Consider the following 26,690-nt stretch of genomic DNA (forward strand, 5'->3'; position numbering starts at 1 on the left):
GCTGATGGATCCTTGAATAGGGAGACCGCGACATACACCGACCAGCTCTAGGCGGCTTTCGGTCAAACAGTTGTTTGAAACATACGTTTACGCCGAAACCTTGTCAAGCACCCCCATGAGGGCATTTCTGCCATGGCAGGCTACGCTCCGGCCCCGCTCGCCAGAACGCAGGCACGACAAGGCGCCCGGCCTTGGGCCAGGGCGTCGAGTCAGTATGTAGGGGTAAAACCGGGGAGGTGCGAGGGCCTGCTGGCTCAGGCGTAGGTATCGATCAGCGTGCCGAGCATTTCGTCGGAGGCCTTGGCCACTTTGACACCCAGCTCGACCTGATGCTTGCCCAGGGCAAGTTCGACGGTGCTGGTGGCCAGGTCCATCTGCTGGCTGCGGTCGACCGAGCGCAGGCGTTCGGCCTGGTAGTCGCTGGACTGGCTGGTGGCAGCACGTTCGACAGTGGTGTTGGCGATCTGGCTGGCGGCCTGATCGATGCGGTTCTGGCCGCTCTGAATGGCGCCCAGGCCGGCATAGAATGCGGAACTGCCCGAGATTTCCATTTCAAACTCTCCAGGTGACGGAAGGCACAGATGATATCAACGGCCCCTATTGAAGCAGACAACCCGGCAAAAGGCCCGTCAAAAACACTAATGGCACAGTGCCCTTCAATAGACTCAGCCTAGTCGAGCAAATCCAGCTGCAGGTATGCGGCCACCGCCTCGGCGCTGGCCACCTTGAGTTTTGGCACCCGGCCCAGGCAGGGGGCCGGCAGGCGTTCGGCAAGCGAAGCCAGGTTCTCCTCCAGGCGCGAGGTGCGCGGCTCGATGATGTTCGCCACCCAGCCGGCCAGTTGCAGGCCATCGCGGGCAATCGCCTCGGCACTGAGCAGCGCATGGTTGATGCAACCCAGGCGCACGCCTACCACCAGGATCACCGGCAGCTTGAGCGCAATCGCCAGGTCCGACAGATTGGCCTGATCGGACAACGGCACCCGCCAGCCACCCGCGCCTTCGATCAGGGTGAAATCGGCGTTGTGCGCCAGCACCGTGCGCATCGGCGCAAGCAACGCCTGCACGCTCAGCGCAACACCCGCTTCGCGGGCCGCCAGGTGCGGGGCGATGGCGGGCTCGAAGGCAAACGGGTTGAGCTGCGCATAGGGCAGCGTGAGGCTGCTTTGCGCGATCAGGGCCAGTGCATCGGCGTTGCGCAGGCCCTTGGGGGTCACCTCGCAGCCCGACGCTACCGGCTTGGCCCCGAGGGTACTCAGGCCGGCCAGACGTGCCGCATGCAGCAGGCCGGCGGCAATGGTGGTCTTGCCCACATCGGTATCGGTGCCGGCGATGAAATAGGCAGCATGCATCTCAATCCCCCTGGTGCTGCGGCTTGTGCAGTACCGCATAGACTACCTGATAGGTGGCGGGCAGTCCCTGCGGCTGGCGAAAGCGCTCGTAGGCCTGCAGCAGGCCCTGCATGCGTGCCCTGCCGGTCAGGCCGGCGGGGCGACCGGGGTTGAGGTTGTGTGCGCCCAGCGCCTTGAGCTCATGGGTCAGGCTGCGCACATCGGGGTAATGCAGTACATGGGGCCGGGCCTCCAGCCCGAGCACCTGCAGCCCGCTGTCGGCACACAGACGCTGGTAGTCCGCCAGAGGGCGGAAGCGATTGACGTGCACCAGCCCGTCCACCGCCTGCCAGCTTTCACGCAGCTCGAACAGCGTGCCCACGCACAGGCTGGCGAACGCCAGCACGCCCCCAGGCTGCAGAACCCGCTGCGCTTCACGCAGCACCGCAGCCAGGTCGGCGCACCACTGCACCGCCAGGCTGGAGAAGATCAGCCCGGCGCTGCCATCACGCAGCGGCAGACGCTCGGCATCGCCCGCCACATGGTAATGCGCGCCCCCCAGCTCACGGGCATGCAGCAGCATGCCTTCGGCGATATCCACCGCCACACCCAGCCCTTGTGGATAACGTTGCTGCAAGTGCCGGCTGAAATGCCCGGTGCCACTGCCCAGATCGATCCAGCAACGCGGTTGCAAATCGGCGGGCAGCTGCGCCAGCAGATGAGCGCCCACCGCCCGCTGCAACGCGGCGACACTGTCGTAGCTGGCCGCAGCACGGGAAAACGAGGCCGCCACCTGGCGCTTGTCGGGCAAGGCGCCGGGCAGCCTGGGCAGGGAAAGATCAGTCATCGCCACTCTCGTGCAGGAAGGTCTTGATAAAGGTCGCCAACGCCTGGGCGTGCTCCAGCAGGAAGGCGTGGGCGCTGTCCTCGACAATGCCCACCTCGACGTCCTGCAGCAGTTCGAACAGCGCCTTGGCCGCCTCGACCGGCACCAGCGCGTCGCTGCCTGCGAACAGGTGCAACTGCGGGCCGCCGAAGTTGCTCAGCGCAGCCCGGGTATCGAGTTTCCGCAATACCTCCAGGCCCGTGGCCAGGTACAGCGGGTCGGTTGCCGGCACCCCCACCTCCAGCAACCTCGCCAGGCTGCGCGGCGCCTGGGCGCCCTGACTGCACAGCGACTTGAAGCGCTTGAGCGTCACTTGCGTATGGCTACGGCAACCGTCGAGAAAGGTATTGAAGGTGTCGGTCGGCATGCCATGGGGCCAGTCCGCACGGGCCACGAAGCTGGCGTTGCTGCCCAGCGTCACCAGCCCGCAGCAGTGATCGCCGCGTCGCGCCGCCAGCTCGGCGGCGAGCATGCCGCCCAGCGACCAGCCTCCCAGCCAGGTGTCGGTAGGCAACGTGCGGTCCAGGTGATCCAGCCATACAGGCACGTCACTGCCATCCAGCTCCGGCAGAGGCACCAGCTCCACGTGCAGCTTGGCATCCAGGGCGCGCAAGCTCGCGGCCAGCGGCTCCAGTGCAGCGGTACCCAGGCCCCAGCCCGGCAACAGAATCAGTCGATCACGCATCAGCAGGCTCCAGCAGCGAATGACACTCGGCCAATGCATTCAACAATAGCTGTACCTGCGCGGCGCTGTGGGCGGCGGTCAGGGTCACGCGCAGCCGGGCACTGCCGGCCGGCACCGTCGGTGGACGGATCGCCGTGACCATCAGCCCGCGCTCGCGCAACATCGCCGACAGCCGCATGGCCCTTGCGGCATCGCCGATCAGAATCGGCTGGATCGGCGTGAAACTGTCCATCAGGTGCAGGCCGATCTGCTCGGCGCCCTGACGGAACTGGCGGATCAGCGCCGCCAGGTGCTCGCGGCGCCAGTGCTCGTCACGCAGCAGTTGCAGGCTCCTGAGCGTGGCGCAGGCCAGGGCCGGTGGCTGGCTGGTGGTATAGATGTACGGGCGGGCGAACTGGATCAGGCACTCGATCAGTTCCTCACTGCCGGCGACGAACGCACCGGCGGTACCGAAGGCCTTGCCCAGGGTGCCGACCAGCACCGGTACCTGCCCCATGTCCAGGCCGAAATGCTCCACCACGCCACCGCCGTGGCGGCCCAGGGTGCCGAAGCCATGGGCATCGTCGACCATCAGCCAGGCGCCCCTGGCCTGCGTCTGGGCAGCCAGTGCTGGCAGGTCGGCGATGTCGCCGTCCATGCTGAACACGCCATCGGTGACCACCAGCGCATTGCCGGTGGCCTTGTCCAGGCGCTTGCCGAGGCTGTCGGCATCGTTGTGCAGGTAGCGGCTGAAGCGCGCGCCACTGAGCAACCCGCCATCCAGCAGCGAAGCATGGTTGAGGCGATCCTGCAGCACGCTGTCGCCCTGCCCCACCAGCGCGGTCAACGCACCCAGGTTGGCCAGGTAGCCGGTGGTGAACAGGAGAGCGCGCGGGCGACCGGTAAACTCGGCCAGGGCCAGTTCCAGTTCATGGTGCGGCGAGCTGTGGCCGATCACCAGGTGCGACGCCCCGCCGCCCACGCCCCAACGCTCAGCGCCGGCACGCCAGGCGTCGATCACCTCGGGGTGGTTGGCCAGGCCCAGGTAGTCGTTGCTGCAAAACGCCAGCAACGGCGTGCCGTCCACCATCACCTGCGGCCCCTGCGGGCTCTGCAGCAGGGGGCGCTGGCGATACAGCGCCGCAGCGCGCCGTTGTTCCAGGCGCGCACTCAGATCAAAGCTCATGGCGACCTCAGGCGGAGGCGGCGTCGTAGAACAGCTCGCTGCTCTTCTGCTCGATCAGCGCCTGCTCGATGGCCGCCTGGTGCACCTCGTCGGCGTGCTCTTCGCGCGCTTCAGGCTGGATGCCCAGGCGCGCGAACAGTTGCATGTCCTTGTCGGCCTGCGGGTTGGCGGTGGTCAGCAGCTTCTCGCCGTAGAAGATCGAGTTGGCCCCGGCGAAGAAGGCCAGTGCCTGCATCTGTTCGTTCATCGCCTCGCGCCCGGCCGACAGGCGCACATGGGACTGCGGCATGAGGATGCGCGCCACTGCCAGCATGCGGATGAAGTCGAACGGGTCGACGTCTTCGGCATTCTCGAGCGGCGTGCCCGCCACCTTCACCAGCATGTTGATCGGCACCGATTCGGGGTGCTCCGGGAGGTTGGCCAGCTGGATCAGCAGCCCGGCGCGGTCGTCCAGCGATTCGCCCATGCCCAGGATCCCGCCCGAACAGATCTTCATCCCGGCATCGCGCACATAAGCCAGGGTCTGCAGGCGCTCGCCGTAGGTGCGGGTGGTGATGATGCTGCCGTAGAACTCAGGCGAGGTGTCCAGGTTGTGGTTGTAGTAGTCCAGGCCGGCCTGGGCCAGGGCCACGGTCTGCTCCTGGTCGAGCTTGCCCAGGGTCATGCAGGTTTCCAGGCCCAGCGCCTTGACCCCTTTGACCATCTGCAGCACGTAGGGCATGTCCTTGGCCGACGGGTGCTTCCACGCCGCGCCCATGCAGAATCGCGTGGAGCCGATGGCCTTGGCCCGGGCGGCCTCCTCCAGCACCTTCTGCACCTCCATCAGCTTCTGTTTTTCCAGGCCGGTGTTGTAGTGGCCGGACTGCGGACAATATTTGCAATCTTCCGGGCAGGCGCCGGTCTTGATCGACAGCAGGGTCGAGACCTGAACGCGGTTGGCGTCGAAATGCGCGCGGTGAACGGTCTGCGCCTGAAACAGCAGGTCGTTGAACGGTAGCTGGAACAGTGCTTTGACTTCGGCCAGGGACCAGTCGTGACGAAGCGTTGCAGTTGTGCTGGCGCTCATGGGTGTTTCCTTGTTTAGGCTTGTACTGGCGCCGGGACAGGAAAGCCCGCCAGCGCATCACGGATAGCTCGCATAGTTAAGGAAGCGCCATGCACTGTCAACCACACCTTAAACAACTGGTTTACAACTGGCTAAATATCAACCAAGCGTGTTTGCTGTGCGATGAACCTGCCCAGCAGTCACACCCCATTTGCGTGGCCTGCGAGGCCGAACTGCCCTGGCTGGAAGAATGCTGTCGAACCTGCGCGCTGCCCTTGCCGATGCGGGGCCTGACCTGCGGCCAGTGCAGCCGCCGCCCACCCGCCTTCACCCGGGTCGAGGCGCCCTGGCACTACGGCTTCCCCGTGGATGCACTGATCACCCGCTTCAAGCACCAGCGCCAGTGGCCGCTGGGCCGATTGCTGGCGCAACTGCTGGGCAACTGGCTTGCCTACCGCTTTGCCGAAGACCTGCCGCGGCCCGGCCTGCTGTTGCCGGTACCGCTGGCGCGCCGGCGCCTGCGCGAACGCGGCTTCAACCAGGCTGCGATGCTTGCCCAGTGGTTGGCCGGGCAGTTGGAGATCGCCTGCGAGCCACGTCTGCTCCAACGCCCGCAAGAAACGGCGGCCCAGCAGGGGCTGACGGCCAAGGCGCGCAAGCGCAACCTGCGCCACGCCTTTGCCCTGGCCGATTCGGCGGCGATCAGGGGGCAGCATGTGGCGATCGTCGACGATGTGCTCACCACCGGCGCCACTGCGCAGGCACTGGCCAGCCTGTTGCGGGCGGCGGGTGCCACGCGGGTGGACGTATACTGCCTGGCACGCACGCCCAAGCCCGGCGGCGCTTGACTTGCGCCGGGGCGGCGGGCACTTTCTGGGCCATCCCTGCCCCGACTGCGTGCCCGCCCATGTCCCTGCCTGCCCTGTTGACCCAACATATCGTCCGTCGCCCGCAACGCATCGCCCTGCTTGCCCACATCGCCGAGCAGGGGTCGATCACCCGGGCGGCCAAGAGCGCCGGCATCAGCTACAAGGCCGCGTGGGATGCCATCGACGAGCTCAACAACCTGGCCGCCAGCCCGCTGGTAGAACGCAGCGTGGGCGGGCGCGGGGGCGGTGGGGCGAAACTGTCGCTGGAGGGGCAGCGGGTGTTGCGCCTGTACCAGAAGCTGCAACTGTTGCAGGCGCAGGTGCTGGAAGCGGCCGAAGACTCCGACGATCTCGACCTGCTCGGGCGCCTGATGCTGCGCACCAGTGCGCGCAATCAGTTGCATGGGCGGGTCAGCGCCATTCGCGCGCAGGGCCGCATCGACACCGTGGAGCTGACCCTGGCCGGGGGGCTGCGCATCGAGGCGCAGATCACCCATGACAGCACCTTGCGCCTGGAGCTGGAACCGGGCACGCCGGTGGTGGCGCTGATCAAGGCAGGCTGGCTGGAGGTGGCGATGCCCGGGCCGGCGCAGGTCAACCAGTTGAGCGCCGTGGTACAGGAACTGATCGATGACCCGCAAGGGACTACCGAGGTGCGCCTGAGCCTGAGCAACGGCCAGACGCTGTGCGCATTTGCCGAGCCGCAGTGGCTGCTGGACAACCGGGTGGCGGTAGGCAGTGAAGTGGCAGTGCGGTTCTCGCCGGCGTATGTGCTGCTGGGTACGCCGCTCTAGATTATTGGGGCTGCAGCACAGCCCATCGCGGGTCAAGCCCGCTCCCACAGGTTCAGCGATTTCCTTGTGGGAGCGGGCTTGACCCGCGATGGGGCATGCAGCGTCCCCGGGGTGCTGTACCATGGCTCTCATACGCCCGGCCACCCGTCGCGCTGCAGGAGTTCCCATGTCACACCCCTTCGATACCCTTACCCCCGACCTGGTCCTGGACGCTGTCGAAAGCATCGGCTTTCTCAGCGACGCTCGTGTTCTGGCACTCAACAGCTACGAGAACCGTGTCTACCAGGTGGGCATCGAAGACGCCGAACCGCTGATCGCCAAATTCTATCGCCCCGGCCGCTGGAGCAACGCGGCGATTCTCGAGGAGCACGCCTTCACCGCCGAACTGGCCGACTGCGAAGTCCCCGTGGTCGCCCCGCTGGTGCACAACGGCCAGAGCCTGTTCGAGCATGCAGGCTTTCGCTTCACACTGTTCCCGCGCCGTGGCGGCCGCGCGCCGGAGCCGGGCAACCTCGACCAGCTGTACCGCCTCGGCCAGTTGCTCGGTCGCCTGCACGCGGTCGGCGCCACGCGCCCGTTCGAACACCGTGAAGCGCTGGGCGTGGCCAACTTCGGTCACGCCTCCCTCGCCACCCTGCTCGAAGGCAACTTCGTGCCGCGCAGCCTGCTGCCGGCCTACGAGTCGGTGGCCCGCGACCTGCTCAAGCGCGTGGAGGACGCCTACGCCCGCACCCCGTACAAGAGCATCCGCCTGCACGGCGACTGCCACCCGGGCAACATGATGTGCCGCGATGAGGTGTTCCACATCGTCGACCTGGACGACTGCCGCATGGGCCCCGCCGTGCAGGACCTGTGGATGATGCTCGCCGGCGATCGTCACGAGCGCCTGGGCCAGCTGGCCGAACTGATGGATGGCTACAACGAGTTCCATGATTTCGACCCCCGCGAACTGGCCCTGATCGAACCGCTGCGCGCCCTGCGCCAGCTGCACTACAGCGCCTGGCTGGCGCGCCGCTGGGACGACCCGGCGTTCCCGCGCAGCTTCCCGTGGTTTGGCAGCGAACGCTACTGGGGCGACCAGGTCCTGGCCCTGCGTGAGCAGACCGCCGCACTGGCCGAAGAGCCGCTGAAATTGTTCTAGAACCTGCTGCCAGTCTGTCTACAATAGCCGGGTTTTAGATAGCTGCCTAAGCAAGGAATCAGCATGCAAGCCGCCAACCCGCGCCGCGGGTACATACTGGGCCTGACCGCCTACATCATCTGGGGCTTGTTCCCCATCTATTTCAAAGCCCTGCAGAACGTGCCCGCCGTGGAAATCATCGTGCATCGGGTGCTGTGGTCGGCCCTGTTCGGCTCGATCCTGCTGCTGTTCTGGAAGCACCCGGGCTGGTGGCGCGAACTGCGCGACAACCCGCGGCGCCTGGCAATCCTGGCCCTGAGCGGATCGCTGATCGCGGGCAACTGGCTGACCTATGTGTGGTCGGTGAACAACGGGCGCATGCTCGAGGCGAGCCTGGGTTACTACATCAACCCGCTGGTCAACGTGCTGCTGGGCATGTTGCTGCTGGGCGAGCGTCTGCGCCGCCTGCAGTGGGTGGCGGTAGGCCTGGCGGCAGTGGGGGTGGCGCAGCAGGTGTGGCAGGTGGGCAGCCTGCCATGGGTGTCGCTGGTACTGGCGCTGAGCTTCGGCTTCTACGGGCTGATCCGCAAGCAGGCGCCAGTGGCGGCGTTGCCGGGACTGGTGGTGGAAACCTGGATGCTGGTACCGCTGGCCATCGGCTGGCTGCTGCTCAACCCCATGGCCCACAGCGCCCAGGCCAGCTTCTACAGCACCAGCGACGCGCTGTGGCTGGCCGCCGCCGGGCCCGTCACGCTGATACCGCTGGTGTGCTTCAACGCCGCCGCGCGGCACCTGCCTTACACCACTCTGGGCTTTCTGCAGTACCTGGCGCCGACCCTGGTGCTGCTGCAGGCGGTGCTGCTGTTCGACGAACATCTGTCGAGCAGCACACTGGTGGCGTTCATGTTCATCTGGGCCGGCCTGGCACTGTACAGCGTGGATGCCTGGCTGAGCATTCGCCGGCGCACCTGAGCGCTACGCCACCCCCTACGCCGACTCTTCGGGGCGCAGCTTGAGCTCCACCATCAGGTCGTCGGCCAGGGCCTCCAGGCGCTGTTGCAGGTCATCCAGCGACAGCGTCAGCGGCAGGGCCAGCAGCGCATCGGCGTGAAATAGCGGCTCGCTGCTCATCGGCGCGGGCCGCACGTCGGTACTGAAGCGCTCCAGGTTCACCCCCTGTTCGGCCAGCAGCCGGGTGATGTCGCGCACGATGCCGGGGCGATCGTTGCCCACCAGCTCCATCGCGATCGGCTTCCAGGTGCACGACGGCTCGATGCCGCTTTCGGCGATCAGCACGCGAATCCCGTGCTTGCCCAGCGCCTGCAACGCCTCCACCAGTTCGTCATAGGATTCGGCCGGTACCGCGACGCGCAGGATGCCGGCGAATTGCCCTGCCATGCGCGACATGCGACTCTCCAGCCAGTTGCCGTTATGCTCGGCGATGCATTCGGCCACCCGCTCCACCTGGCCGGCGCGGTCAGGGGCAATCACGGTCAAGACAAGATGATCCACGCGCCAGTCCTCTCTCCAGCCCCCGAATACCGGGGGCGCCGATCAAGTATAGGCAAGGCGCGGCAACCTGCCGCAGCGGGCTCGAACAACAAATCGTGTACTGTTTTTAGATTTATCTGGAACAATTCACTCGATTTTTGAGAACATGCCCGCTCCCAGAACGACGTTTTGCGACCAAATGGTCGCAAAACGGCGTATTTAGTCTGATTTTCCCAAGCGCAGCGCTTCATGTAGTATGCCGCGACGCGCACTACAAAAATGTTGAAACAAGAGCTGAATAGCTGAGCAGAGTGAGGCAAGCAATGACTGAACACGTTCAAGTCGGTGGCCTTCAGGTCGCCAAAGTCCTGTTCGACTTCGTGAACAACGAAGCCATTCCCGGAACCGGCGTCAACGCCGAGCAGTTCTGGATCGGGGCAGAGAAGATCATCAACGACCTCGCTCCAAAGAACAAAGCCCTGCTGGCCAAGCGTGACACCCTGCAGGCGCAGATCGACGCCTGGCACCAGGCGCGCAAGGGCCAGGCCCACGATGCTCCGGCTTACAAGGCCTTCCTCCAGGAGATCGGCTACCTGCTGCCAGAAGCGGCGGACTTCCAGGCCTCCACCCAGAATGTCGATGACGAGATCGCTCGCATGGCCGGCCCGCAGCTGGTAGTGCCGGTGATGAACGCACGCTTCGCCCTCAACGCCTCCAACGCCCGCTGGGGCTCGCTGTACGACGCGCTGTACGGCACCGACGCCATCAGCGAAGCCGGTGGCGCCGAGAAGGGCAAGGGCTACAACAAGGTACGCGGCGACAAGGTCATCGCCTTCGCCCGCGCCTTCCTCGACGAGTCTGCGCCACTGGCGGCCGGCTCCCACGTCGATGCCACCCGCTACAGCATTGCCGATGGCAAGCTGGTGGTCATCCTCAAGGGTGGCAGCAACAGCGGCCTGCGCGACGACGCGCAACTGGTCGGCTACCAGGGCGATGCCACGGCCCCTGTCGCCGTGCTGCTGAAAAACAACGGCCTGCACTTCGAGATCCAGATCGATGCCAGCACCCCGGTCGGCCAGACCGACGCCGCCGGGGTCAAGGACGTGCTGATGGAAGCCGCCCTGACCACCATCATGGACTGCGAAGACTCCGTGGCCGCGGTGGATGCCGACGACAAGGTGGTGATCTACCGCAACTGGCTGGGCCTGATGAAGGGCGACCTGGCCGAAAGCGTGAGCAAGGCCGGCCAGACCTTCACCCGCACCATGAACCCGGACCGCGAGTACACCGCGCCCAATGGCGGCTCGCTGAGCCTGCATGGCCGTTCGTTGCTGTTCGTGCGCAACGTCGGTCACCTGATGACCATCGACGCGATCCTCGACAAGGATGGCAACGAAGTGCCCGAAGGCATCCTCGATGCGCTGGTCACCAACCTGGCTGCGGTGCACAACCTCAACGGCAACACCACCCGCAAGAACAGCCGTACCGGCTCGGTGTACATCGTCAAGCCGAAGATGCACGGCCCTGAAGAAGCCGCCTTCACCAACGAGCTGTTCGGCCGCGTCGAAGACGTGCTGGGCCTCAAGCGCAACACCCTGAAGGTCGGCATCATGGACGAGGAGCGCCGTACCACGGTCAACCTCAAGGCTTGCATCCAGGCCGCCAGCGAGCGCGTGGTGTTCATCAACACCGGCTTCCTCGACCGTACCGGTGACGAGATCCACACCTCCATGGAAGCGGGCGCCGTGGTGCGCAAGGGCGCCATGAAAACCCAGAAGTGGATCGGTGCCTACGAGAACAACAACGTCGACGTGGGCCTTGCCACCGGCCTGCAGGGCCGCGCGCAGATCGGCAAGGGCATGTGGGCCATGCCTGATCTGATGGCCGACATGCTCGAGCAGAAGATCGCCCACCCACTGGCCGGTGCCAACACCGCCTGGGTGCCGTCGCCGACCGCCGCCGCGCTGCACGCGCTGCACTATCACAAGGTCGACGTTTTCGCCCGCCAGGCGGAGCTTGCCAAGCGTGCGCCGGCCTCGGTCGACGATATCCTGACCATTCCGCTGGCCACCGACACCAACTGGTCGGACGAAGAGATCCGCAACGAACTGGACAACAATGCCCAGGGCATTCTTGGCTATGTAGTGCGCTGGATCGACCAGGGCGTGGGTTGCTCGAAAGTGCCGGACATCAACGATGTGGGCCTGATGGAAGACCGCGCCACCCTGCGGATTTCCGCGCAGTTGCTGGCCAACTGGCTGCGTCACGGCATCATCAGCGAGGCGCAGGTGATCGAAGGCCTCAAGCGCATGGCGCCGGTGGTCGACAAGCAGAACGCCAACGACCCGCTGTACCGCCCGATGGCACCGGACTTCGACAGCAACATCGCCTTCCAGGCGGCGGTCGAGCTGGTGATCGAGGGTGCGAAGCAGCCGAACGGTTATACCGAGCCGGTACTGCATCGCCGTCGTCGCGAGTTCAAGGCGCGCAACGGGCTGTAAGCTCGTTACAGCACTGCCTGACGCACCCCTTCGCTGGCAAGCCAGCGAAGGGTTTCAGCCGATGCCCAGCTCATGCCTCACCAGCTTCACCAGCTTTTCCAGCTTCTCCTGGTCGAGCGGCTTGAGCAGAAAGTCGACCACGCTCAGGTGCATTGCCGCAATCGCGTCCTGCACCTTGGCATCGCCCGACACGATGATGATCGGCAACGCGGCCTGGTCCGACTCACGAATCTGCTTGATGAACTCGATGCCCCCCACCGGCTGCATGCGCAGGTCGGTAATCAGCAGCCCGATTCTGGGTTCGCGCTTGAGGTAGTCGAACGCCACCGTGGTGTTTTCTGCGGCAAGGCAACGAATGCCATGGGCCTTCAAGTAACTCGCCAGCGCTTCGCGCGACCCTTTGTCGTCTTCGACGATCAGCACCTTGGGCAGCGCGGTCCCGCGCGCAGTCACGCTCGCCAGCGCCTTGCGCTCGGCTTCGCTCAGTATGTCGTCGGCTTCGGGCATGGCTGTTCCATCGTAAAAATATCCGTTGAATCAAGTTCAGACCGCAAACGCATGTGCCGCAACCCGCCTTTCGTCGGATAATTGACGCTTACCCACTTTAGACAAACGTCCAATGGGCACTGCGCACCCCGCGGCCGACCATGCAGCACGATAAAAACAAATGCTCGGCCCTCGGCGCCGACGCACAGATGCGGTAAAGCTCATGAGCAAGATGGACGCCTTCGACCAGGCCGGCAAAACCGCAGTACTGCAGAATATTCACGGCACCATGCAGTTCCTGCAACGCTTTCCTCCCTTCAACCAGATGGAAAACGCCCACCTGGCGTACCTGGTGGAACAATGCCAGCTGCGCTTCTACGCCAGCGGTGAGAGCATCATCAAGCCTGCCGACGGACCCGTCGAGCACTTCTACATCGTCAAGCAGGGACGCGTGGTGGGCGAGCGCAACCATGCCGCCACCGGCACCGAGACCACCTTCGAGATCACCGGAGGCGAGTGCTTCCCGCTGGCCGCCCTGCTGGGCGAGCGCGCCACCCGTACCGAACACCTGGCCGCCGAAGACACCTTCTGCCTGCAACTGAACAAGGCGGCGTTCATCCGCCTGTTCGCACTCTCAGAAGTGTTTCGGGATTTTGCCCTGCGGGGTGTCAGCAGCCTGCTCGACCAGGTCAACCAGCAGGTCCAGCGCCGCGCAGTTGAAACCCTCGGCAACCAGTATTCGCTCAATACCCGCCTGGGTGAGCTGGCCATGCGTCATCCGGTCACCTGCGCGCCTGATACGCCCGTACGCGAGGCCGTACGCCTGATGCACGAGCAGCAGGTGGGCAGCATCGTGATCGTCGACGAGCAGCGCGCACCGGTCGGCATCTTCACCCTGCGCGACCTGCGCCAGGTGGTGGCCGATGCCAGTGCCGACTTCGCCGCACCGATCGCCGCGCACATGACCGCCGCGCCTTTCTACCTCAGCCCCCAGGCCAGCGCCTTCGACGCCGCCATCGCGATGACCGAGCGCCATATCGCCCATGTGTGCCTGGTACAGGACCAGCGTCTGTGCGGGGTGGTCTCCGAGCGCGACCTGTTCTCGCTGCAGCGGGTCGACCTGGTACACCTGGCACGCACCATCCGTCACGCCGCGCGGGTCGAGAACCTGGTGTCGCTGCGCGGCGAGATCGGCCAGCTGGTCGAGCGCATGCTCGCCCATGGCGCCTCGTCCACCCAGATCACCCACATCATCACCCTGCTCAACGACCACACCGTGTGCCGGGTGATCGAACTGGCGATCCAGGACAAGGGCAACCCCGGCGTGCCGTTCAGCTGGCTGTGCTTCGGCAGCGAAGGCCGCCGCGAACAGACCCTGCACACCGACCAGGACAACGGCATCCTGTTCGAGGCACGCGACGCGGCCCAGGCTGCCGAAATTCGCGCCCGCCTGCTGCCGCTGGCGCAGCACATCAACCAGGGCCTGGCGCAGTGCGGCTTCACCCTGTGCAAGGGCAACATCATGGCCGGCAACCCCGAGCTGTGTCTGTCGAGGGCCGAGTGGGCACGGCGCTTTGCCGCGTTCATCCGCGAAGCCACCCCCGAGAACCTGCTGGCCTCGAGCATCTATTTCGACCTGCGCGTGGTGTGGGGCGACGAACAGGCGTGCGAACAACTGCGCCAGGGCATCCTCGACCAGGTCGCCGACAACCGCCTGTTCCAGCGCATGATGGCCGCCAACGCCCTGCGTCAGCGCCCGCCCGTGGGGCGCTTTCGCGAGTTCGTGCTGACCCGCAGCGGCAACGACAAGGCCGCCACCCTCGACCTCAAGGTGCAGGGCCTCACGCCCTTCGTCGACGGCGCGCGCCTGCTGGCGCTGGCCAATGGCGTGCACGCCAACAACACCCTGGAGCGCCTGCGCCAGCTGGTAGGCAAGGAAGTGATCGACCCGCTCGATGGCGGCGCCTATGAAGAGGCCTACCACTTCATCCAGCAGACCCGCATGCAGCAGCACCAGTTGCAGACCCGCCAGAACCTGCCCTACTCCAACCGCGTCGACCCCGACAGCCTCAACGACCTGGACCGGCGCATCCTGCGCGAATCGCTGCGCCAGGCCCAGCGTCTGCAAAGCAGCCTGGCCCTGCGCTACCAACTATGAGCGACCTGTCATGAGCCTGTTCGCCTGGCTGCGCCCCAGCCAACCCGCACTGGACGCCGCCCAGCAGCAGCGTCTGGCCCAACTGCCCGGCCCCGCCCCGCTGCAGGACCACACCCTGCGCGCCCAGCGCTGGGTGGTGCTGGACCTGGAAACCACCGGCCTGAACCTGAACCGCGACCAGGTGCTGTCGATTGGCGCGGTGGTGATCGAGGACGGCGCCATCGACTTCAGCCAGCAGTTCGAGCGCACCCTGCACCGGCATGACCACAAGCCGGGCCCCAGCGTGCTGATCCATGGCCTGGGGCCCAGTGCGATTGCCGCCGGCTGCGTGCCGGCCGATGCACTGCTCGACCTCATGGCGTTCATCGGCGACAGCCCGCTGCTGGCGTTCCACGCCGGCTTCGACCAGCGCATGCTCAGCCGCGCCCTGAAGGACAGCCTGGGCTACCGCCTGCAGCACCCATTCATCGACGTGGCCGAGCTGGCCCCGCTGCTCAACCCCGACGTGGTGTTGCGCGACGCCGGGCTCGACGACTGGACCGCGCACTTCGGCCTGCAGGCCGGTGAACGCCACCACGCCAGCGCCGATGCACAGGTCACTGCCGAACTGGCACTGATCCTGTTCAGCCAGGCGCGACGCCAGCACATCGACAGCCCGCTGCTGCTGGAGCATCGCCTGCAAGGCTGGCGCCGGCGACGGCAACACAGCCACGGCTTCTGACCAGCCCCGGATACGTCATCCGATGAGCGTTAATTGCACAGTGCCAGCGGCTCTGACACAATCGCGAATAATTCTCGTTAGTTAACGCATCTATTCCGGGGAACACCTTGTCGTCAGTGCAAAGCCCACACGGTGAGCTGGTTGGTGCGCTGTACCGTGACCATCGCGGCTGGCTGCTGGGCTGGCTGCGGCGCAACGTCGCCTGTGCCGAGCGCGCCGAAGACCTGAGCCAGGACACCTTCGTGCGCCTGCTCGGGCGCGAGCAGCTGCCCGCACCACGCGAGCCGCGGGCGTTCCTGGCCGCGGTGGCGCGCGGCCTGCTGTTCGACCACTTTCGCCGAGCGGCACTGGAGCAGGCATACCTCGCCGAACTGATGCTGATCCCCGAAACCGAACAGCCGTCACCGGAAGAACAGCACCTGATCCTCGAAGACCTCAAGGCCATCGACCGCCTGCTGGGCAAGCTGTCGAGCAAGGCGCGCGCCGCGTTCCTGTACAACCGCCTCGACGGCATGGGCCATGCCGAGATCGCCGAGCGCCTGGGCGTGTCGGTGTCGCGGGTGCGCCAGTACCTGGCCCAGGGCATGCGCCAGTGCTATGTGGCGCTGTACGGCGAGCCGACATGACCGGCTTCAGTAGCAGGCCGGTATCGGCCAAGGTGCTTGATGCCGCCATCGCCTGGCAGCTGTGCCTGGATGCGGGCAGCACCGAGGAGCGTGCCGATTTCGAGCGCTGGCACGCGGCAGACGAAGAACATGCGCGGGCCTGGATGCAGCTGGGCATGCTCAACCAGCGCTTCGCCGCGGCGGCCGGCCCGGCGCGCAAGGCCCTGGGCGAAACCCGGGCCGGCCTGCGCCAGCGCGTGCGCAAGCTGGGCAGCGGGCTGGCCAGCATCGTGCTGGTGGGCGGCCTGCTCGGCTGGCTGAGTACCCACCAGAGCCTGGACTACTGGCTGGCCGACCAGCGCACGGCCACCGGCGAGCAGCGCAGCCTGCGCCTGGAGGACGGCACCCTGCTCAGCCTCAACACCCATTCGGCGGTGGATGTTCGCTTCGATGGCCAGCAGCGCCTGATCGTGCTGCGCGAGGGCGAGATTTCCATCGAGACCGGGCACAAGGATGACCGTCCGTTCATCGTCGCCACGGCCGACGGGCGCCTGCGTGCACTGGGCACACGCTTCCTGGTGCGCCTGGAAGACCAGGGCACGCGCCTGAACGTGTTGCAGTCGGCGGTGGCGGCCAAGCCGCAGGACAGCGGCGACGAGCAGATCGTGCGCGAAGGCCAGCAGGTGATGATGAGCCACGACCAGCTGGGCAGCATCGATCCGCTGGCCCTGGGCGCCGACGCCTGGACCCACGGCATGCTGGTGGTCGACAACGTGCGCCTGGATGCGCTGGTGCAGGAGCTGGGGCGTTATCGCAGCGGCTACCTGGGGGTGTCGCCGGAGGTGGCCGGGTTGCGCATTACCGGCAGCTTCCCGCTGCACGACACCGACCTTGCGCTGCAGTCGCTGCTGCCGACCTTGCCGGTGCAGGTGCAAAAGCGCACGCCATGGTGGGTGACGATCGTGGCCAAGGGCGAGACCCCGTAAAACGCCTTCGCCGGCAACGCCCTCCTGCAGGAGCGGGCGTTGCCGGCGAAGGCCTCAACATTATTTTTTGCCCACCCCCTGACACTTTTCCCTTTTCACTCGGCATGGAAGCTAGTTAGCACTATTGCGCCGAGGAACCGCTGCATGTCCCGTCCCCTTGAAAAGCTGTTGCGTCATTGCCTGCTGACCCTGGCCCTGACCAGCACCGCCGCCATCGCCGCCGAATCGAGCGCCGCGCGCAGCTACAGCCTGCCCGCCGGGCCGTTGTCGACCACCCTCAACCTGATCGCCAGCCAGGCCGGCATCGCCCTGACCCTGGACCCGAGCCTGGCCAGCGGACGCACCTCGGCGCCAGTCAGCGGCCAGTACGACGGCCTCGGCGCCCTGCAGGCCGCCCTGCGCGGCACCGGCCTGCAACTGCAGCAGAGCAGCGCCGGCACCTACAGCCTGATCGCCGCCCCCGAAGGCAGCCTGGCCCTGCCGGAAACCAGCATCAACGCCGCCGGCGACTACGAGAGCGCCTGGGGCCCGACCACCGGCTACGTCGCCACCCGCACCGCCGCCGGCACCAAGACCGACACTCCGATCGTCGAGGCGCCACGCTCGATGTCGGTGATCACCCGCGAACAGCTCGACCAGCGCCAGGTGCTCAACCTCAACGACGCGCTGCGTTACACCGCGGGCGTGCAAAGCAGCGGCTACGGCTCGGACTCGCGCGCCGACTGGCTGCGCGTGCGCGGCTTCGACCCCACCCAGTTTCTCGACGGCCTGCCGCTGCCCAAGGGTTCGTTCGCCAACCCCAAGGTCGAACCCTGGAACCTGGAACGCATCACCGTACTGCGCGGCCCGGCCTCTTCGGTGTATGGCCAGACCCCGCCCGGCGGCATGCTCGACATGCTCAGCCGACGCCCGCAGGCCGAAAGCGCGCACCAGATCGAAGCCCAGGTCGGCAGCAACGAACACCGGCAGATCAACTTCGACAGCACCGGCAAGATCGACGACGCCGGCCAGTTTCTGTACCGGGTCAGCGGCGTGGTACGCGACAGCAACGCACCGGTCGACCATATTCCCGACAAGCGCTACAACCTCGCCCCCAGCCTGACCTGGAACGTCGACGACGACACCAGCCTGACCTTCATCTCGCAGTTCACCCGCGACGATACCGGCATCACCGGGCAGTTCCTGCCCTTGCAGGGCACCCGGCTGGCCTCGCCTGCCGGGGCAAAGATTTCCCACCACAAGAACCTCGGTGAGCCGGACTGGGATTTCTACGACCGCACCTACTACGCCCTGGGCTACGCTTTCGAGCACCGCCTCGACGACGTATGGCAGCTGCGCCAGAACCTGCGCTACACCAAGAGCGACCTGTCGTTTCGCGCGGTCAACGTGGCCACCTTCAATACCGTAGAACCCGACGGCACGGTCAACCGCGAGGCCGGGATCATCAACGAAGACATCAGCCAGTTCGCCGTCGACAACAACCTGCAGGCCAACTTCAGCACCGGCGCGCTGGAGCACACCCTGCTGCTGGGCCTGGACCACCAGCGCTCCAACACCAACTACCAGTGGCTGTATGGCGGCTCGTACAACTACGACGCCAACGGCAACATCAGCGGCATCAACGTGCCGCCAATCAGCGTGATCCGGCCGGTGTATGGCGCCGACATGTCCAACGTGAACTACTTCGCACTGCAGGACTACGGCCAGAAAACCCGCCAGACCGGCGTCTACGTGCAGGACCAGATCGCCCTGGACAACTGGCGCCTGACCCTGGGCGGGCGTGAGGACTGGATTCACACCGGCACCACCTTCCACAACAAGGGCGACGCCACCAGCACCCAGCGCGACAAGGCCTTCACCGGCAACGTGGGCCTGAGCTACGTGTTCGACAACGGCCTCACCCCGTACCTGTCCTACACCGAGTCGTTCCAGCCGACCACCGGCGCCAACGTGGATGCAGCACAGTCGTTCAAGCCCACCGAAGGCCGCCAGTACGAAGTGGGCGTCAAGTTCCAGCCGGTGGGCAGCAACACCCTGCTGACTGCAGCCGCCTACGACCTGCGCCAGAGCAACGTGAAGGTCACCGAAGGCAGCATCTCTCGCAGTGTCGGTGAATTGCAGGTGCGCGGCATCGAGCTGGAAGCCACCAGCGCCGTCACCGAAAACCTCAAAATGGTCGGCTCCTACACCTACACCGATACCGAGATCCGCAAGGGCGTGCCTGGCGAAGTCGGCAACCGCATGGCGCTGATCCCGCGCAACCAGGCCACCCTGTGGGCCGACTACACCTGGCACGCCGGCCCGCTGGACGGCTTCGGCATGGGCGCCGGGGTTCGCTATGTCGGCGATACCTACGGCAACACCGCCAACACCGAGGTGGCGCATGTAGGCTCCTACACCGTGTACGACGCTGCCGTGCACTACGACCTGGGTCGCCTGGACAGCAGCATGAAGGGGCTGAGCGTGGCGGTGGAAGCCAAGAACCTGTTCAACAAGGACTACCTGGCCAACTGCGACGGGTTCTGGTGCTACTACGGCGACCAGCGCAACGTGGTCGCCAGCGTGAACTACACGTTCTAGGGCCAACGATGAAGAGCCAAACCATACGTCGCTGGTCGTGGGTGCATACCTGGAGCAGCCTGGTGTGCACGCTGTTTCTGCTGTTGCTGGCGCTGACCGGGCTGCCGCTGATCTTCCACCACGAGATCGACCACCTGCTGGGCGATGCGCCCGAGCTCAAGGTAATGCCCGCCGACACACCCAGACTCGACCTGCAGGCCCTGGTGCTCAAGGCCCAGGCCCATCGCCCGGGCGAGGTGATGCAGTACTTCGGCTGGGACGAGGACGACAGCAACGGCGTGATCGCGATCATGGCCGCCACCGCCGGTACCGAGCCCAACTCGTCGCACACCTTCATGCTCGACGGGCGTACTGGCGAGGTGGTGGAGATGCCCTCGGCCAACGGCGGCTTCATGCTGACCATGCTGCGCCTGCATGTGGACATGTTCGCCGGCTTGCCGGGCAAGCTGCTGCTGGCCTTCATGGGCCTGCTGTTCGTGGTGGCGATCATCTCCGGGGTGGTGCTGTACGCGCCATTCATGCGCAGGCTGAAGTTCGCCACGGTACGCCACGACAAATCGCGGCGCCTGCGCTGGCTCGACCTTCATAACCTGATCGGCATCGTGACCCTGACCTGGGCGCTGGTGGTGGGCGTGACCGGGGTGATCAGCGCGCTGTCCGACCTGGTCATCGCCGCCTGGCGCAACGACAGCCTCAGCGCGATGATCGCACCGTACCGCGATGCACCGCCGCTGACCGCACTGGCCCCGGCCAGCCGTCTGCTGGACATTGCCGCCGAGGCGGCGCCGGGCATGCAGCCGGACTTCATCGCCTTCCCCGGCACGCGCTTTTCCAGCGAGCACCACTATGCGGTGTTCATGAAGGGCAGCACCCACCTGACCGCTCACCTGCTGACCCCGGTACTGATCGATGCCAGCACCCTGCAGGTGACGGCGATTGGCGAGCGGCCGTGGTACATGGACGCGATGGGCCTGTCGCAGCCGCTGCACTTTGGCGACTACGGCGGCCGGCCGATGCAGATTCTATGGGCGCTGCTGGATGTGCTGACGATCATCGTGCTCGGCAGCGGCGTGTATTTGTGGTGGGTGCGCAGGCGACGTGATGAAGCGTGAATCGAGGTTCTGGAAGGTGTTCGGCATGCCGGGCCTGATTGCCCTGCTGGGCGCAGTGGGGCTGTTCGCGGCGCTGCTGGGGGATGGCCCGTGGGATGTGCTGGCGTGGGTGGGGCTGGCCCTGCCGGTGGGATACAGCCTGCGAGGTTTTTGGCCGGCCGCGCGATAATCTTGGTCGGCAAGGCCGGCGCCTGCAAGGTTTCACGTCGTCTGCAGGAGCCGGCCTTGTCGGCAAAGGCGCAGGTCAGTCAGCCAGTTTCGGCAGGCACTCATCCAGCCGCTGGTGCAACGCACTGTCCGCCGGCCAGTTGCGCAACAACCGCGCCCGGTCACGGGCGAAGGCCTTGGCGAAACTGAGTTGGGTGGCGTGCTGGCACATCGCATCAAGGTCGATCAGCGACCATTGACCGTCCTGCCAGAACAGGTTGTGACCCTTCAGGTCGCCGTGGCTGATGCGTTCGCCCATCAGCTGCTGCAACAGGGTCTGCAGCGCTTGCAGCTGCTCCTCTGGCACCTCGGCGCTGTCGACGTAGGGCGCAAAGCTCTCGATCAGGTCCGGCCCGTCGGCATACTCGGTCACCAGGTACGCACGGCTACGCAGCCCCAGCACGCGCTGCTCCAGCACCGCCAGCGGCCTGGGCGTGGCGATGCCGAGGAACTCCAGGCGATGCCCTTCGATCCACGAATGCCAGGCCCGGCTGGGGCGCCAGAAGCGCTTGAACCAGTGGGCGGTGTTCTTGATGTTGTAGCGCTTGAGCACCAGGCTGCGACCGCCCGCCTCGACCCGTGCCACACTCGCCGCGCCGCCAGTCTTGTACAGGTGGCCCTGGTCGATTAGCGCGTCGGCCTGCTCCAGCACCGGCAGCATGGCCGCCACCTCCGATCGACGGATCGCGCGCAGGCCCGAGGCCCCGCGCTGCACGCTGAACAGCGTGCACTCGCGACCGGCCTTGTCCAGGTAGTCCTTCAGACGCCAGCTGCGCACCTTGTCGATCTGCTTCTGCAAGGCTTCCAGCGGCAGCGCATGCTCGCCGTTGACCAGCACGTAGTGCACCAGCAGTTCCTCGACGAAGGGCTCCAGGCGCTTGGGCAACTGCGCAAAGAATACCCCCAGGTTCTGCAGCACCTGCTGACGCGACAGCGGCTGGCCCGGGGTTTCGGCCTTCACCCCCGCGCCATCGATCAGGTACAGCTCCCCGCCATGGCGCAGCAGGTTGTCCAGGTGCAGGTCGGCCTGCCACAGGCCCTTGGCATGCATCTGCGCCACGGCGCGCAGGGCTTCGCCCAGCACTTCCTGCTGGGCATCGGCAAGCACCGGCAGGCCCTCGACCGCCGCCCAGGCATCCGCCAGGCTGTGGGCGTGCTCAAGAAATTCGAACAGCAGCCAGCCGCCCTCGCCTTCACGCAGGCCGTCGGCCAGCAGCAACGGCGTGGTCAGCCCCTGGCTGGCCAGCAGGCGCGCACCGTCCAGTTCGCGCTGGAAGTGGCGGGCGGCGCTGCTGCCCACCAGCAGCTTGGCCAGCACCGGCTTGCCACGCCAGATCCCGGCACCGACATACCGCTGCCCCGGCAGCACCCGCAGCAGGCTGAGCAGTTGCAGCTCGGCCGGCCCGGCGGCGTCGGCCAGGGCAATGCTCAATGGCAGTTGCGGGCTGCGCCCGGCGTCCTTGAGTTCAGACAAACGCATCAGCGGGCCTCTTTTTCACGACGGCGATGCAGCAGGCGCTGCAGCCAGGTATCCACCAGCGTACTGTCGGCCGGTTGCTCCAGGTAGGCGGCCAGCATCAGCCGTACATCGCTCTCGCTCCATGCGCCGGCACGACGCAGCAGCGGCTCCAGGTCCTTGAGGCGATCACGCTGGCCCAGCAGCAGCGGCCGGGTTTTCTCCAGATCGATCAACTGCGCCTGCCAGCCTTCGCTGCGCTCGCGCAAAAAGATGTGCTTGGGGTAGAAGCAGCCATGCACCTGCCCCGCCGCGTGCACCGTGCGGGCCAGTTCGCCACAGGCGCGCAGGATGCCCTGGCGCTGCTCCAGGGCCAGTTGCGGCCACTGCCCGAGCAGGTGGTCAAGATCGCTCCAGTCATCCAGCGCACGGGTCATCAGGATCGCACGGCGCTCGCCGTCGACCCGGCGCTCGGCGTAGAACACCGCCTGCAAGGCCGGGATCTGCAGCTTCTGGTAGCGCTTGATGTTGCGAAACTCGCGGGCGAAGGTCGGCTCGCCGAAGGGGCTGTGCAGGGTGCGCGTGAGGTAGTCGCTCTGGCGCTTGAGGTAGAACCCCTTGCCCTCCAGCTCCAGGCGGTACACGCGGCTCCAGCCGCCGCGCCCGGTGTTGGGCTCGTCCACGGCGTCCAGCTGCAGCGCCCACAGCGCCTCGAAGCTGTTCAGGCCGTGGCGTTCAAGCAGTGCAGCTTCGGCACTGGCCAGGAAATCACTCATTCGCGCCCCTCGAAAAACGTCACGACGTGCCGCACGCGGCGCTTGTCCGACGCGTTCAGGCGATCGCGACGGCGATATTGCAGGTAGAACCGCAGGCGCTGGGTGGCCGACAGGTGATACTTGGCCACCTTGTCCAGGCAGGCCAGATCCTTGGTGATGCGATAGCGCAGCATGAAGCCGACCCAGAACGCACCGGTCGGGCAGTCGATGAAGAACAGCATGCCCTTGTCATCGACCAGCAGGTTGCGCCACTTGAGGTCGTTGTGGGTGAAGTGATGGTCGTGCATCACCCGCGTATGGCGGGCCAGCTGTCGGCTGACATGGTCGACCCAGCCGGCATCTGCCAGGCGCGGGTCGTTGCGCTTGGCCAGCGCCGAGAGGTCCTCGGTGCGCGGCAGCTCGCGGGTGATCATGGCGCCCCGGTGGAAGGCGAAGCCTCGCCGTTCCAGGCCGCAGGCCACCACCTCGGCGGTGGGGATGTCCCACTTGGCGAACTGCTTGAGGTTCTGCCACTCGGCCTTGATCCGCGGGCGCCCCAGGTAGCGGCGCAGGCCCTTGCCGGCGCCGGTGTAACGCTTGACGTAGTAGTTCACCCCGCCGCGCTCGACGCGAATCACTTCGCTGAGCGGGTCGTGGGTGAGGCGTTCGCCCTTGAGCGCGAACACCGCGTCGATGCTGCCGAAATCCTGTGCCAGGGCCGCGTAGGCCGGCTCCAGTGTCCAACCCGCCATCAGAGCGCGTCCCCATACCGTTGTTTACGCTCGTAGAGCTTGTTTGCCTTGCCCTCCAGCCAGCGCAGCAAGGTGGCGTGCTCGGCCAGGATCTGGCGCAGCGGCTGCTGGAAGTAGCCGCGCAGAAAGCGCAGCTTGTCGCGTCGGGTCAGGCCGATGTCCAGCGCCGAGAAGTACAGCGCGGCCAGGTCCTTGTCGCGCCAGCGTCGGGAAATGCTGGCGCGGGTCTGGGCCCGGTGCAGGTCGATCACCGACAGCCTGAAGTCGTCCGGGGTTACCGGGCGGTCGGTGTGCAGCAGAAAGTGGCAGATGTAGCAGTCGCGGTGGTTGACCCCGGCGCGGTGCATCATGCCGGTCATGCGCGCCACCTCGGCGATCAGCGCACGCTTGAGACGCGGCGCCGGCGGCGTCCTGACCCAGTCGAGGCTGAAGTCCTCGAGGCTGACGGTGGGCGCCAGCTCCTCGGTGACGATGAACGAATGCTGGGTCGCCGGGTTGCTGCCGCGTTCGCCGTAGGCCACCGCGGTCATGGTCGGCACGCCGACTTCGTGCAGGCGCTGGATGGCCTGCCATTCCTGTCCGGCACCGAGCACCGGCAGCTTGGCGGTGAACAGGTTCTTGAAGATCTCGCCCCAGCCGATGCCGCGGTGGATCTTGACGAAATAACCGTTGCCCTCGACCTCGGTGCGCAGCGTGCGCCGGCCTTCCAGCTCGCGGTACACCTCGCCTTGCAGGGCCTCGACGGCGTCGAAGGCATCGCGCCCGGCCCACAGGCGCTTGAAGGGTTCAGCCAGTATCAGTTTCATGCGCGCTCCTGCGCCAGGATCACGTCGGCCGCATGCTGCGGCATGCTGTACAGGTCGGCGGTGTCGGCGAATGCCAGGCCGTTGCGGCCCCAATCGGCACGCGCCGCATCGTCTTCGAGCATACGTTGCAGGTAGCGGTTGAGTTGCTCCTGCTCGAACGGCTCGTCGAGCACCAGGCCGGCATCGGCCTCAGCGATGTAATGGGCATAGCCGCACACTGCCGAAACCAGCACCGGCAACCCGGCCACCACGGCTTCGAGCAGCACGGTGCCGGTGTTCTCGTTGTAGGCCGGGTGGATCAGTGCGTCGGCCCCGAGCAGAAAGCGCGGGATATCGCTGCGGCCCTTGAGGAACTGCACCTGCTCGGTCAGCCCCAGCGTCGCGCTCTGCAGCTGGAACACCTTGGGGTCGTCCTGGCCGATGACCATCAGCCGGGTGCGCTTGCGCAGGCTGTTGGGCAAGGCGGCCAGCGCCTTGAGGCTGCGGTCCACGCCCTTGGTCTTGAAGCCCGAGCCGATCTGCACCAGCAGGCGCTCGTCGTCCGCCAGGTTGAACTCGCGGCGAAACTCGGTGCGGATCTCGGCGGCATTGGCCGGCGCCCGGCGGTCCTGGCTGATGCCCGGAGGCAGCAGGTGGAAGCGCTCGGCGGGGGTGTCGTAGTGCTTGACGAACAGCGGCTGCTGGACCTCGGAGATCATCAGGATCTGGGTCTTGGCGTCCTTGCCGAACACCGCACGCTCGTACTCGGCAAAGTGGCGGTAGCGGCCCCAGCGGCGGTACAGCGAGTGGCGCAGGTTCTGCGCCTTGTCCTCGAAGCAGCCGTCGGCGGCGTAGTACACGTCCAGCCCCGGCATCTTGTTGAAGCCGATCAGGCGGTCGACCGGGCGCCTGGCCAGGTCGGCCTGCATCCAGTCGGTGAGCTTCTCGTTGCGCCGATGGTTGAACAGCGCCTTGACCGGCGCCACCAGCACTTCGAAGCCCTCGGGCACGTCGCCCTCCCAGATCAGGGTATACACCCGGATCTGGTGGCCACGGCGCTGGCACTCCAGGGCGATGCGCATGAAGTCACGCTGCAGGCCGCCGAAGGGGAAATACTTGTAGAGCACAAAGGCCAGTTGCATCAACGCACATCCTCTGCCCGCAGCAACGCGCTCAACTGGCTCGCCACACGCTCGGGGTTCAGGCGAGTGAAGCACAGCGGCCACTCGCGTTTGAGATCGAACCGGCGCCGGTCGTCGGCGCTCGGCTTGTAGGTGCACTTCTTCTGCAGGCACGGGGCGCAGGGGAAGTCACTGCCCAGGTGCACCTGGGCCTTGCCGTAGGCCCCGGTCAGGCCCGGGTTGGTAGGGCCGAACAGCGACAGGGTAGGCACATCGAGTGCCGCCGCCAGGTGCCCAAGGCCGGTGTCGACGGCCACGCAGGCCTTGGCGGCAGCCAGCACCCGGGCGACCCCGGCCAGGTTCAGCCTGGGCAGCACCTGGGCGTTCTTCAGGCCCTGGGCGATGCGCTCGGCGCGGGCCTTTTCGGCCGGGTTGCCCCATGGCAGGCAGATATGCAGGCCGGCACGGCCCAGGCGTTCGGCCAACTGGCGCCAGTACAGTTCGGGCCAGTGCTTGGTGTCCCAGGTGGTGCCATGCAGGAACACCACGTAGGGCTTGGTGGGTATCTCTTCCAGGCGCGAGCGATCCAGGCCGTAGTCACCCAGCCCCGAGGGCAGGTCGTAGCCCAGCGCCAGGGCGAACAGCTGGCGCACCCGCTCCACCGCATGCTGCCCGCGGGCCACCGACAGGCGCCGGTCGTAGAAGCGGCTGGCCAGCCCCTCGCGTGCCGAGTAGCGGTCCAGCCCGGCCACCGGCGCCTTGACGTAGCGGGTCAGCCAGGCGCTTTTCACCAGGCCCTGGGCGTCGATCACCAGGTCGTACTTGCGCTCGCGCAGGCGCTTCTTGAACTGGCGCCATTCGCCGTTCTTCAAGGTTTGCCAGAGGTTCTTGCGCCAGCGACGGATGGCCACCGGGATCACGTGATCGACCGCAGGGTGCCAGGTGGGGATTTCGGCGAAGCCTTCCTCGACCACCCAGTCGAAGCGGATGCCGGGAATGGCGTGCGCCGCGTCGGTCAGTGCCGGCAGCGCGTGGATGACATCCCCCAGCGAGGAGGTCTTGATCAGCAGTACCCGCAAC

Annotated in this window: 26 protein-coding genes; 12 read left to right on the top strand and 14 right to left on the bottom strand. The window is 66.3% G+C overall.

Translation table 11 applies throughout. From position 1 onward, the window contains the following. Positions 1–254: 254 nt before the first annotated feature. From LOY33_RS23780 to bioB, 6 genes are all read right to left on the bottom strand, one after another. Complete coding sequence (locus LOY33_RS23780; RefSeq protein WP_258660262.1) at positions 255–551, bottom strand: pyrroloquinoline quinone biosynthesis protein PqqE; 297 nt, start codon at positions 549–551, stop codon at positions 255–257. 119 nt (positions 552–670) lie between these two features. Continuing rightward, complete coding sequence (bioD, locus tag LOY33_RS23785; protein WP_043863682.1) at positions 671–1,351, bottom strand: dethiobiotin synthase; 681 nt, start codon at positions 1,349–1,351, stop codon at positions 671–673. A gap of 1 nt (position 1,352) precedes the next feature. Then, positions 1,353–2,177: a malonyl-ACP O-methyltransferase BioC gene (bioC, locus tag LOY33_RS23790; RefSeq protein ID WP_078480862.1), complete on the bottom strand. Its 825-nt coding sequence runs from the start codon at positions 2,175–2,177 to the stop codon at positions 1,353–1,355. Beyond that, entirely contained in the window at positions 2,170–2,901 is a 732-nt protein-coding gene (locus LOY33_RS23795) for an alpha/beta fold hydrolase (protein WP_058541820.1), read from the bottom strand. Before LOY33_RS23795 ends, bioC begins: the two co-directional genes overlap by 8 nt. Then, positions 2,894–4,066, bottom strand: coding sequence for an 8-amino-7-oxononanoate synthase (gene bioF / locus LOY33_RS23800; RefSeq protein ID WP_255001554.1), 1,173 nt, complete (start codon positions 4,064–4,066; stop codon positions 2,894–2,896). The genes LOY33_RS23795 and bioF overlap by 8 nt, the downstream gene beginning before the upstream one ends. 7 nt (positions 4,067–4,073) lie before the next feature. Beyond that, on the bottom strand, positions 4,074–5,132 hold the full coding sequence (gene bioB / locus LOY33_RS23805; protein ID WP_043863678.1) for a biotin synthase BioB: 1,059 nt from the start codon (positions 5,130–5,132) through the stop codon (positions 4,074–4,076). An 89-nt stretch (positions 5,133–5,221) separates the two neighbouring features. Here bioB and LOY33_RS23810 point away from each other — a divergent pair, with 89 nt between their 5' ends. The 4 genes from LOY33_RS23810 (at position 5,222) to rarD (ending at position 8,866) form a co-directional block, all read left to right on the top strand. Further along, positions 5,222–5,959 (top strand): ComF family protein, encoded by a 738-nt coding sequence (locus tag LOY33_RS23810; protein WP_258660264.1) that lies wholly within the window; start codon positions 5,222–5,224, stop codon positions 5,957–5,959. Positions 5,960–6,018: 59 nt separating this feature from the next. Then, entirely contained in the window at positions 6,019–6,774 is a 756-nt protein-coding gene (locus LOY33_RS23815; protein WP_043863676.1) for a TOBE domain-containing protein, read from the top strand. A 166-nt stretch (positions 6,775–6,940) separates the two neighbouring features. Beyond that, positions 6,941–7,915 (top strand): serine/threonine protein kinase, encoded by a 975-nt coding sequence (locus LOY33_RS23820; protein ID WP_088514285.1) that lies wholly within the window; start codon positions 6,941–6,943, stop codon positions 7,913–7,915. A 63-nt stretch (positions 7,916–7,978) separates the two neighbouring features. Next, positions 7,979–8,866, top strand: coding sequence for an EamA family transporter RarD (gene rarD, locus LOY33_RS23825; RefSeq protein WP_054915981.1), 888 nt, complete (start codon positions 7,979–7,981; stop codon positions 8,864–8,866). A gap of 15 nt (positions 8,867–8,881) precedes the next feature. Here rarD and LOY33_RS23830 read toward each other — a convergent pair whose 3' ends face one another. Further along, the gene (locus LOY33_RS23830) at positions 8,882–9,406 is read right to left on the bottom strand and encodes a glycine cleavage system protein R (RefSeq protein WP_043863673.1); all 525 of its coding nucleotides are present in this window, start codon (positions 9,404–9,406) and stop codon (positions 8,882–8,884) included. A 302-nt stretch (positions 9,407–9,708) separates the two neighbouring features. Between LOY33_RS23830 and LOY33_RS23835 the strand changes: the two genes are divergently transcribed. Next, positions 9,709–11,886: a malate synthase G gene (locus tag LOY33_RS23835; RefSeq protein WP_258660268.1), complete on the top strand. Its 2,178-nt coding sequence runs from the start codon at positions 9,709–9,711 to the stop codon at positions 11,884–11,886. Between the two features lie 54 nt (positions 11,887–11,940). On the opposite strand, the gene LOY33_RS23840 is transcribed toward LOY33_RS23835, so the two are convergent. After that, positions 11,941–12,393, bottom strand: coding sequence for a response regulator (locus LOY33_RS23840; RefSeq protein WP_043863671.1), 453 nt, complete (start codon positions 12,391–12,393; stop codon positions 11,941–11,943). Between the two features lie 202 nt (positions 12,394–12,595). Here LOY33_RS23840 and LOY33_RS23845 point away from each other — a divergent pair, with 202 nt between their 5' ends. The 7 genes from LOY33_RS23845 to LOY33_RS23875 all read left to right on the top strand — a co-directional run bounded on the left by LOY33_RS23845 (position 12,596) and on the right by LOY33_RS23875 (position 20,703). Then, positions 12,596–14,530, top strand: coding sequence for a DUF294 nucleotidyltransferase-like domain-containing protein (locus tag LOY33_RS23845; protein WP_258660269.1), 1,935 nt, complete (start codon positions 12,596–12,598; stop codon positions 14,528–14,530). 10 nt (positions 14,531–14,540) lie between these two features. Beyond that, the gene (locus LOY33_RS23850; RefSeq protein ID WP_043863669.1) at positions 14,541–15,251 is read left to right on the top strand and encodes a PolC-type DNA polymerase III; all 711 of its coding nucleotides are present in this window, start codon (positions 14,541–14,543) and stop codon (positions 15,249–15,251) included. A 107-nt stretch (positions 15,252–15,358) separates the two neighbouring features. After that, entirely contained in the window at positions 15,359–15,877 is a 519-nt protein-coding gene (locus LOY33_RS23855; protein WP_258660271.1) for an RNA polymerase sigma factor, read from the top strand. Continuing rightward, a complete protein-coding gene (locus tag LOY33_RS23860; protein WP_258660273.1) occupies positions 15,874–16,842 on the top strand; it encodes a FecR domain-containing protein in 969 nt (322 codons plus the stop codon). The genes LOY33_RS23855 and LOY33_RS23860 overlap by 4 nt, the downstream gene beginning before the upstream one ends. A 144-nt stretch (positions 16,843–16,986) precedes the next feature. Next, on the top strand, positions 16,987–19,422 hold the full coding sequence (locus LOY33_RS23865) for a TonB-dependent siderophore receptor (RefSeq protein WP_258660275.1): 2,436 nt from the start codon (positions 16,987–16,989) through the stop codon (positions 19,420–19,422). Positions 19,423–19,430: 8 nt separating this feature from the next. Beyond that, positions 19,431–20,534, top strand: a complete 1,104-nt coding sequence (locus LOY33_RS23870; RefSeq protein ID WP_054915987.1) for a PepSY domain-containing protein — start codon at positions 19,431–19,433, stop codon at positions 20,532–20,534. Further along, entirely contained in the window at positions 20,524–20,703 is a 180-nt protein-coding gene (locus LOY33_RS23875) for a hypothetical protein (RefSeq protein WP_043863664.1), read from the top strand. Before LOY33_RS23870 ends, LOY33_RS23875 begins: the two co-directional genes overlap by 11 nt. A gap of 75 nt (positions 20,704–20,778) precedes the next feature. On the opposite strand, the gene LOY33_RS23880 is transcribed toward LOY33_RS23875, so the two are convergent. From LOY33_RS23880 to waaC, 6 genes are read right to left on the bottom strand one after another with little or no spacing between them, the layout of a single operon-like run. Next, positions 20,779–22,221, bottom strand: a complete 1,443-nt coding sequence (locus tag LOY33_RS23880) for a lipopolysaccharide kinase InaA family protein (protein ID WP_043863663.1) — start codon at positions 22,219–22,221, stop codon at positions 20,779–20,781. Beyond that, positions 22,221–22,973 carry a lipopolysaccharide kinase InaA family protein gene (locus LOY33_RS23885; protein WP_054915989.1) on the bottom strand — a complete coding sequence of 251 codons (753 nt, stop codon included), beginning with the start codon at positions 22,971–22,973 and terminating at the stop codon, positions 22,221–22,223. Before LOY33_RS23885 ends, LOY33_RS23880 begins: the two co-directional genes overlap by 1 nt. Beyond that, positions 22,970–23,704: a lipopolysaccharide kinase InaA family protein gene (locus LOY33_RS23890; RefSeq protein ID WP_043863661.1), complete on the bottom strand. Its 735-nt coding sequence runs from the start codon at positions 23,702–23,704 to the stop codon at positions 22,970–22,972. The genes LOY33_RS23885 and LOY33_RS23890 overlap by 4 nt, the downstream gene beginning before the upstream one ends. After that, complete coding sequence (gene rfaP, locus LOY33_RS23895; protein WP_058541815.1) at positions 23,704–24,510, bottom strand: lipopolysaccharide core heptose(I) kinase RfaP; 807 nt, start codon at positions 24,508–24,510, stop codon at positions 23,704–23,706. Before rfaP ends, LOY33_RS23890 begins: the two co-directional genes overlap by 1 nt. Beyond that, on the bottom strand, positions 24,507–25,631 hold the full coding sequence (locus LOY33_RS23900; protein ID WP_258660278.1) for a glycosyltransferase family 4 protein: 1,125 nt from the start codon (positions 25,629–25,631) through the stop codon (positions 24,507–24,509). Before LOY33_RS23900 ends, rfaP begins: the two co-directional genes overlap by 4 nt. Continuing rightward, positions 25,631–26,689 carry a lipopolysaccharide heptosyltransferase I gene (waaC, locus tag LOY33_RS23905; RefSeq protein ID WP_054915991.1) on the bottom strand — a complete coding sequence of 353 codons (1,059 nt, stop codon included), beginning with the start codon at positions 26,687–26,689 and terminating at the stop codon, positions 25,631–25,633. Before waaC ends, LOY33_RS23900 begins: the two co-directional genes overlap by 1 nt. Between the last annotated feature and the right edge of the window lies 1 nt (position 26,690).

It is taken from the genome of Pseudomonas sp. B21-036 (assembly GCF_024748925.1).
GTDB classification, from domain to species: domain Bacteria; phylum Pseudomonadota; class Gammaproteobacteria; order Pseudomonadales; family Pseudomonadaceae; genus Aquipseudomonas; species Aquipseudomonas palmensis.

What these genes read in the sequence shown, in the direction of transcription:
- LOY33_RS23865 (WP_258660275.1), top strand. Translation starts at nt 16,987, where the DNA reads ATGTCCCGTCCCCTTGAAAAGCTGTTGCGTCATTGCCTGCTGACCCTG.
- LOY33_RS23870 (WP_054915987.1), top strand. Translation starts at nt 19,431, where the DNA reads ATGAAGAGCCAAACCATACGTCGCTGGTCGTGGGTGCATACCTGGAGC.
- bioF (WP_255001554.1), bottom strand. Translation starts at nt 4,066, where the DNA reads ATGAGCTTTGATCTGAGTGCGCGCCTGGAACAACGGCGCGCTGCGGCG.
- LOY33_RS23835 (WP_258660268.1), top strand. Translation starts at nt 9,709, where the DNA reads ATGACTGAACACGTTCAAGTCGGTGGCCTTCAGGTCGCCAAAGTCCTG.
- LOY33_RS23890 (WP_043863661.1), bottom strand. Translation starts at nt 23,704, where the DNA reads ATGGCGGGTTGGACACTGGAGCCGGCCTACGCGGCCCTGGCACAGGAT.
- LOY33_RS23885 (WP_054915989.1), bottom strand. Translation starts at nt 22,973, where the DNA reads ATGAGTGATTTCCTGGCCAGTGCCGAAGCTGCACTGCTTGAACGCCAC.
- LOY33_RS23900 (WP_258660278.1), bottom strand. Translation starts at nt 25,631, where the DNA reads ATGCAACTGGCCTTTGTGCTCTACAAGTATTTCCCCTTCGGCGGCCTG.
- LOY33_RS23840 (WP_043863671.1), bottom strand. Translation starts at nt 12,393, where the DNA reads ATGCCCGAAGCCGACGACATACTGAGCGAAGCCGAGCGCAAGGCGCTG.
- bioB (WP_043863678.1), bottom strand. Translation starts at nt 5,132, where the DNA reads ATGAGCGCCAGCACAACTGCAACGCTTCGTCACGACTGGTCCCTGGCC.
- LOY33_RS23860 (WP_258660273.1), top strand. Translation starts at nt 15,874, where the DNA reads ATGACCGGCTTCAGTAGCAGGCCGGTATCGGCCAAGGTGCTTGATGCC.
- LOY33_RS23810 (WP_258660264.1), top strand. Translation starts at nt 5,222, where the DNA reads ATGCACTGTCAACCACACCTTAAACAACTGGTTTACAACTGGCTAAAT.
- bioC (WP_078480862.1), bottom strand. Translation starts at nt 2,177, where the DNA reads ATGACTGATCTTTCCCTGCCCAGGCTGCCCGGCGCCTTGCCCGACAAG.
- rfaP (WP_058541815.1), bottom strand. Translation starts at nt 24,510, where the DNA reads ATGAAACTGATACTGGCTGAACCCTTCAAGCGCCTGTGGGCCGGGCGC.
- LOY33_RS23880 (WP_043863663.1), bottom strand. Translation starts at nt 22,221, where the DNA reads ATGCGTTTGTCTGAACTCAAGGACGCCGGGCGCAGCCCGCAACTGCCA.
- bioD (WP_043863682.1), bottom strand. Translation starts at nt 1,351, where the DNA reads ATGCATGCTGCCTATTTCATCGCCGGCACCGATACCGATGTGGGCAAG.
- LOY33_RS23795 (WP_058541820.1), bottom strand. Translation starts at nt 2,901, where the DNA reads ATGCGTGATCGACTGATTCTGTTGCCGGGCTGGGGCCTGGGTACCGCT.
- LOY33_RS23875 (WP_043863664.1), top strand. Translation starts at nt 20,524, where the DNA reads ATGAAGCGTGAATCGAGGTTCTGGAAGGTGTTCGGCATGCCGGGCCTG.
- LOY33_RS23820 (WP_088514285.1), top strand. Translation starts at nt 6,941, where the DNA reads ATGTCACACCCCTTCGATACCCTTACCCCCGACCTGGTCCTGGACGCT.
- rarD (WP_054915981.1), top strand. Translation starts at nt 7,979, where the DNA reads ATGCAAGCCGCCAACCCGCGCCGCGGGTACATACTGGGCCTGACCGCC.
- LOY33_RS23780 (WP_258660262.1), bottom strand. Translation starts at nt 551, where the DNA reads ATGGAAATCTCGGGCAGTTCCGCATTCTATGCCGGCCTGGGCGCCATT.
- LOY33_RS23845 (WP_258660269.1), top strand. Translation starts at nt 12,596, where the DNA reads ATGAGCAAGATGGACGCCTTCGACCAGGCCGGCAAAACCGCAGTACTG.
- LOY33_RS23815 (WP_043863676.1), top strand. Translation starts at nt 6,019, where the DNA reads ATGTCCCTGCCTGCCCTGTTGACCCAACATATCGTCCGTCGCCCGCAA.
- LOY33_RS23850 (WP_043863669.1), top strand. Translation starts at nt 14,541, where the DNA reads ATGAGCCTGTTCGCCTGGCTGCGCCCCAGCCAACCCGCACTGGACGCC.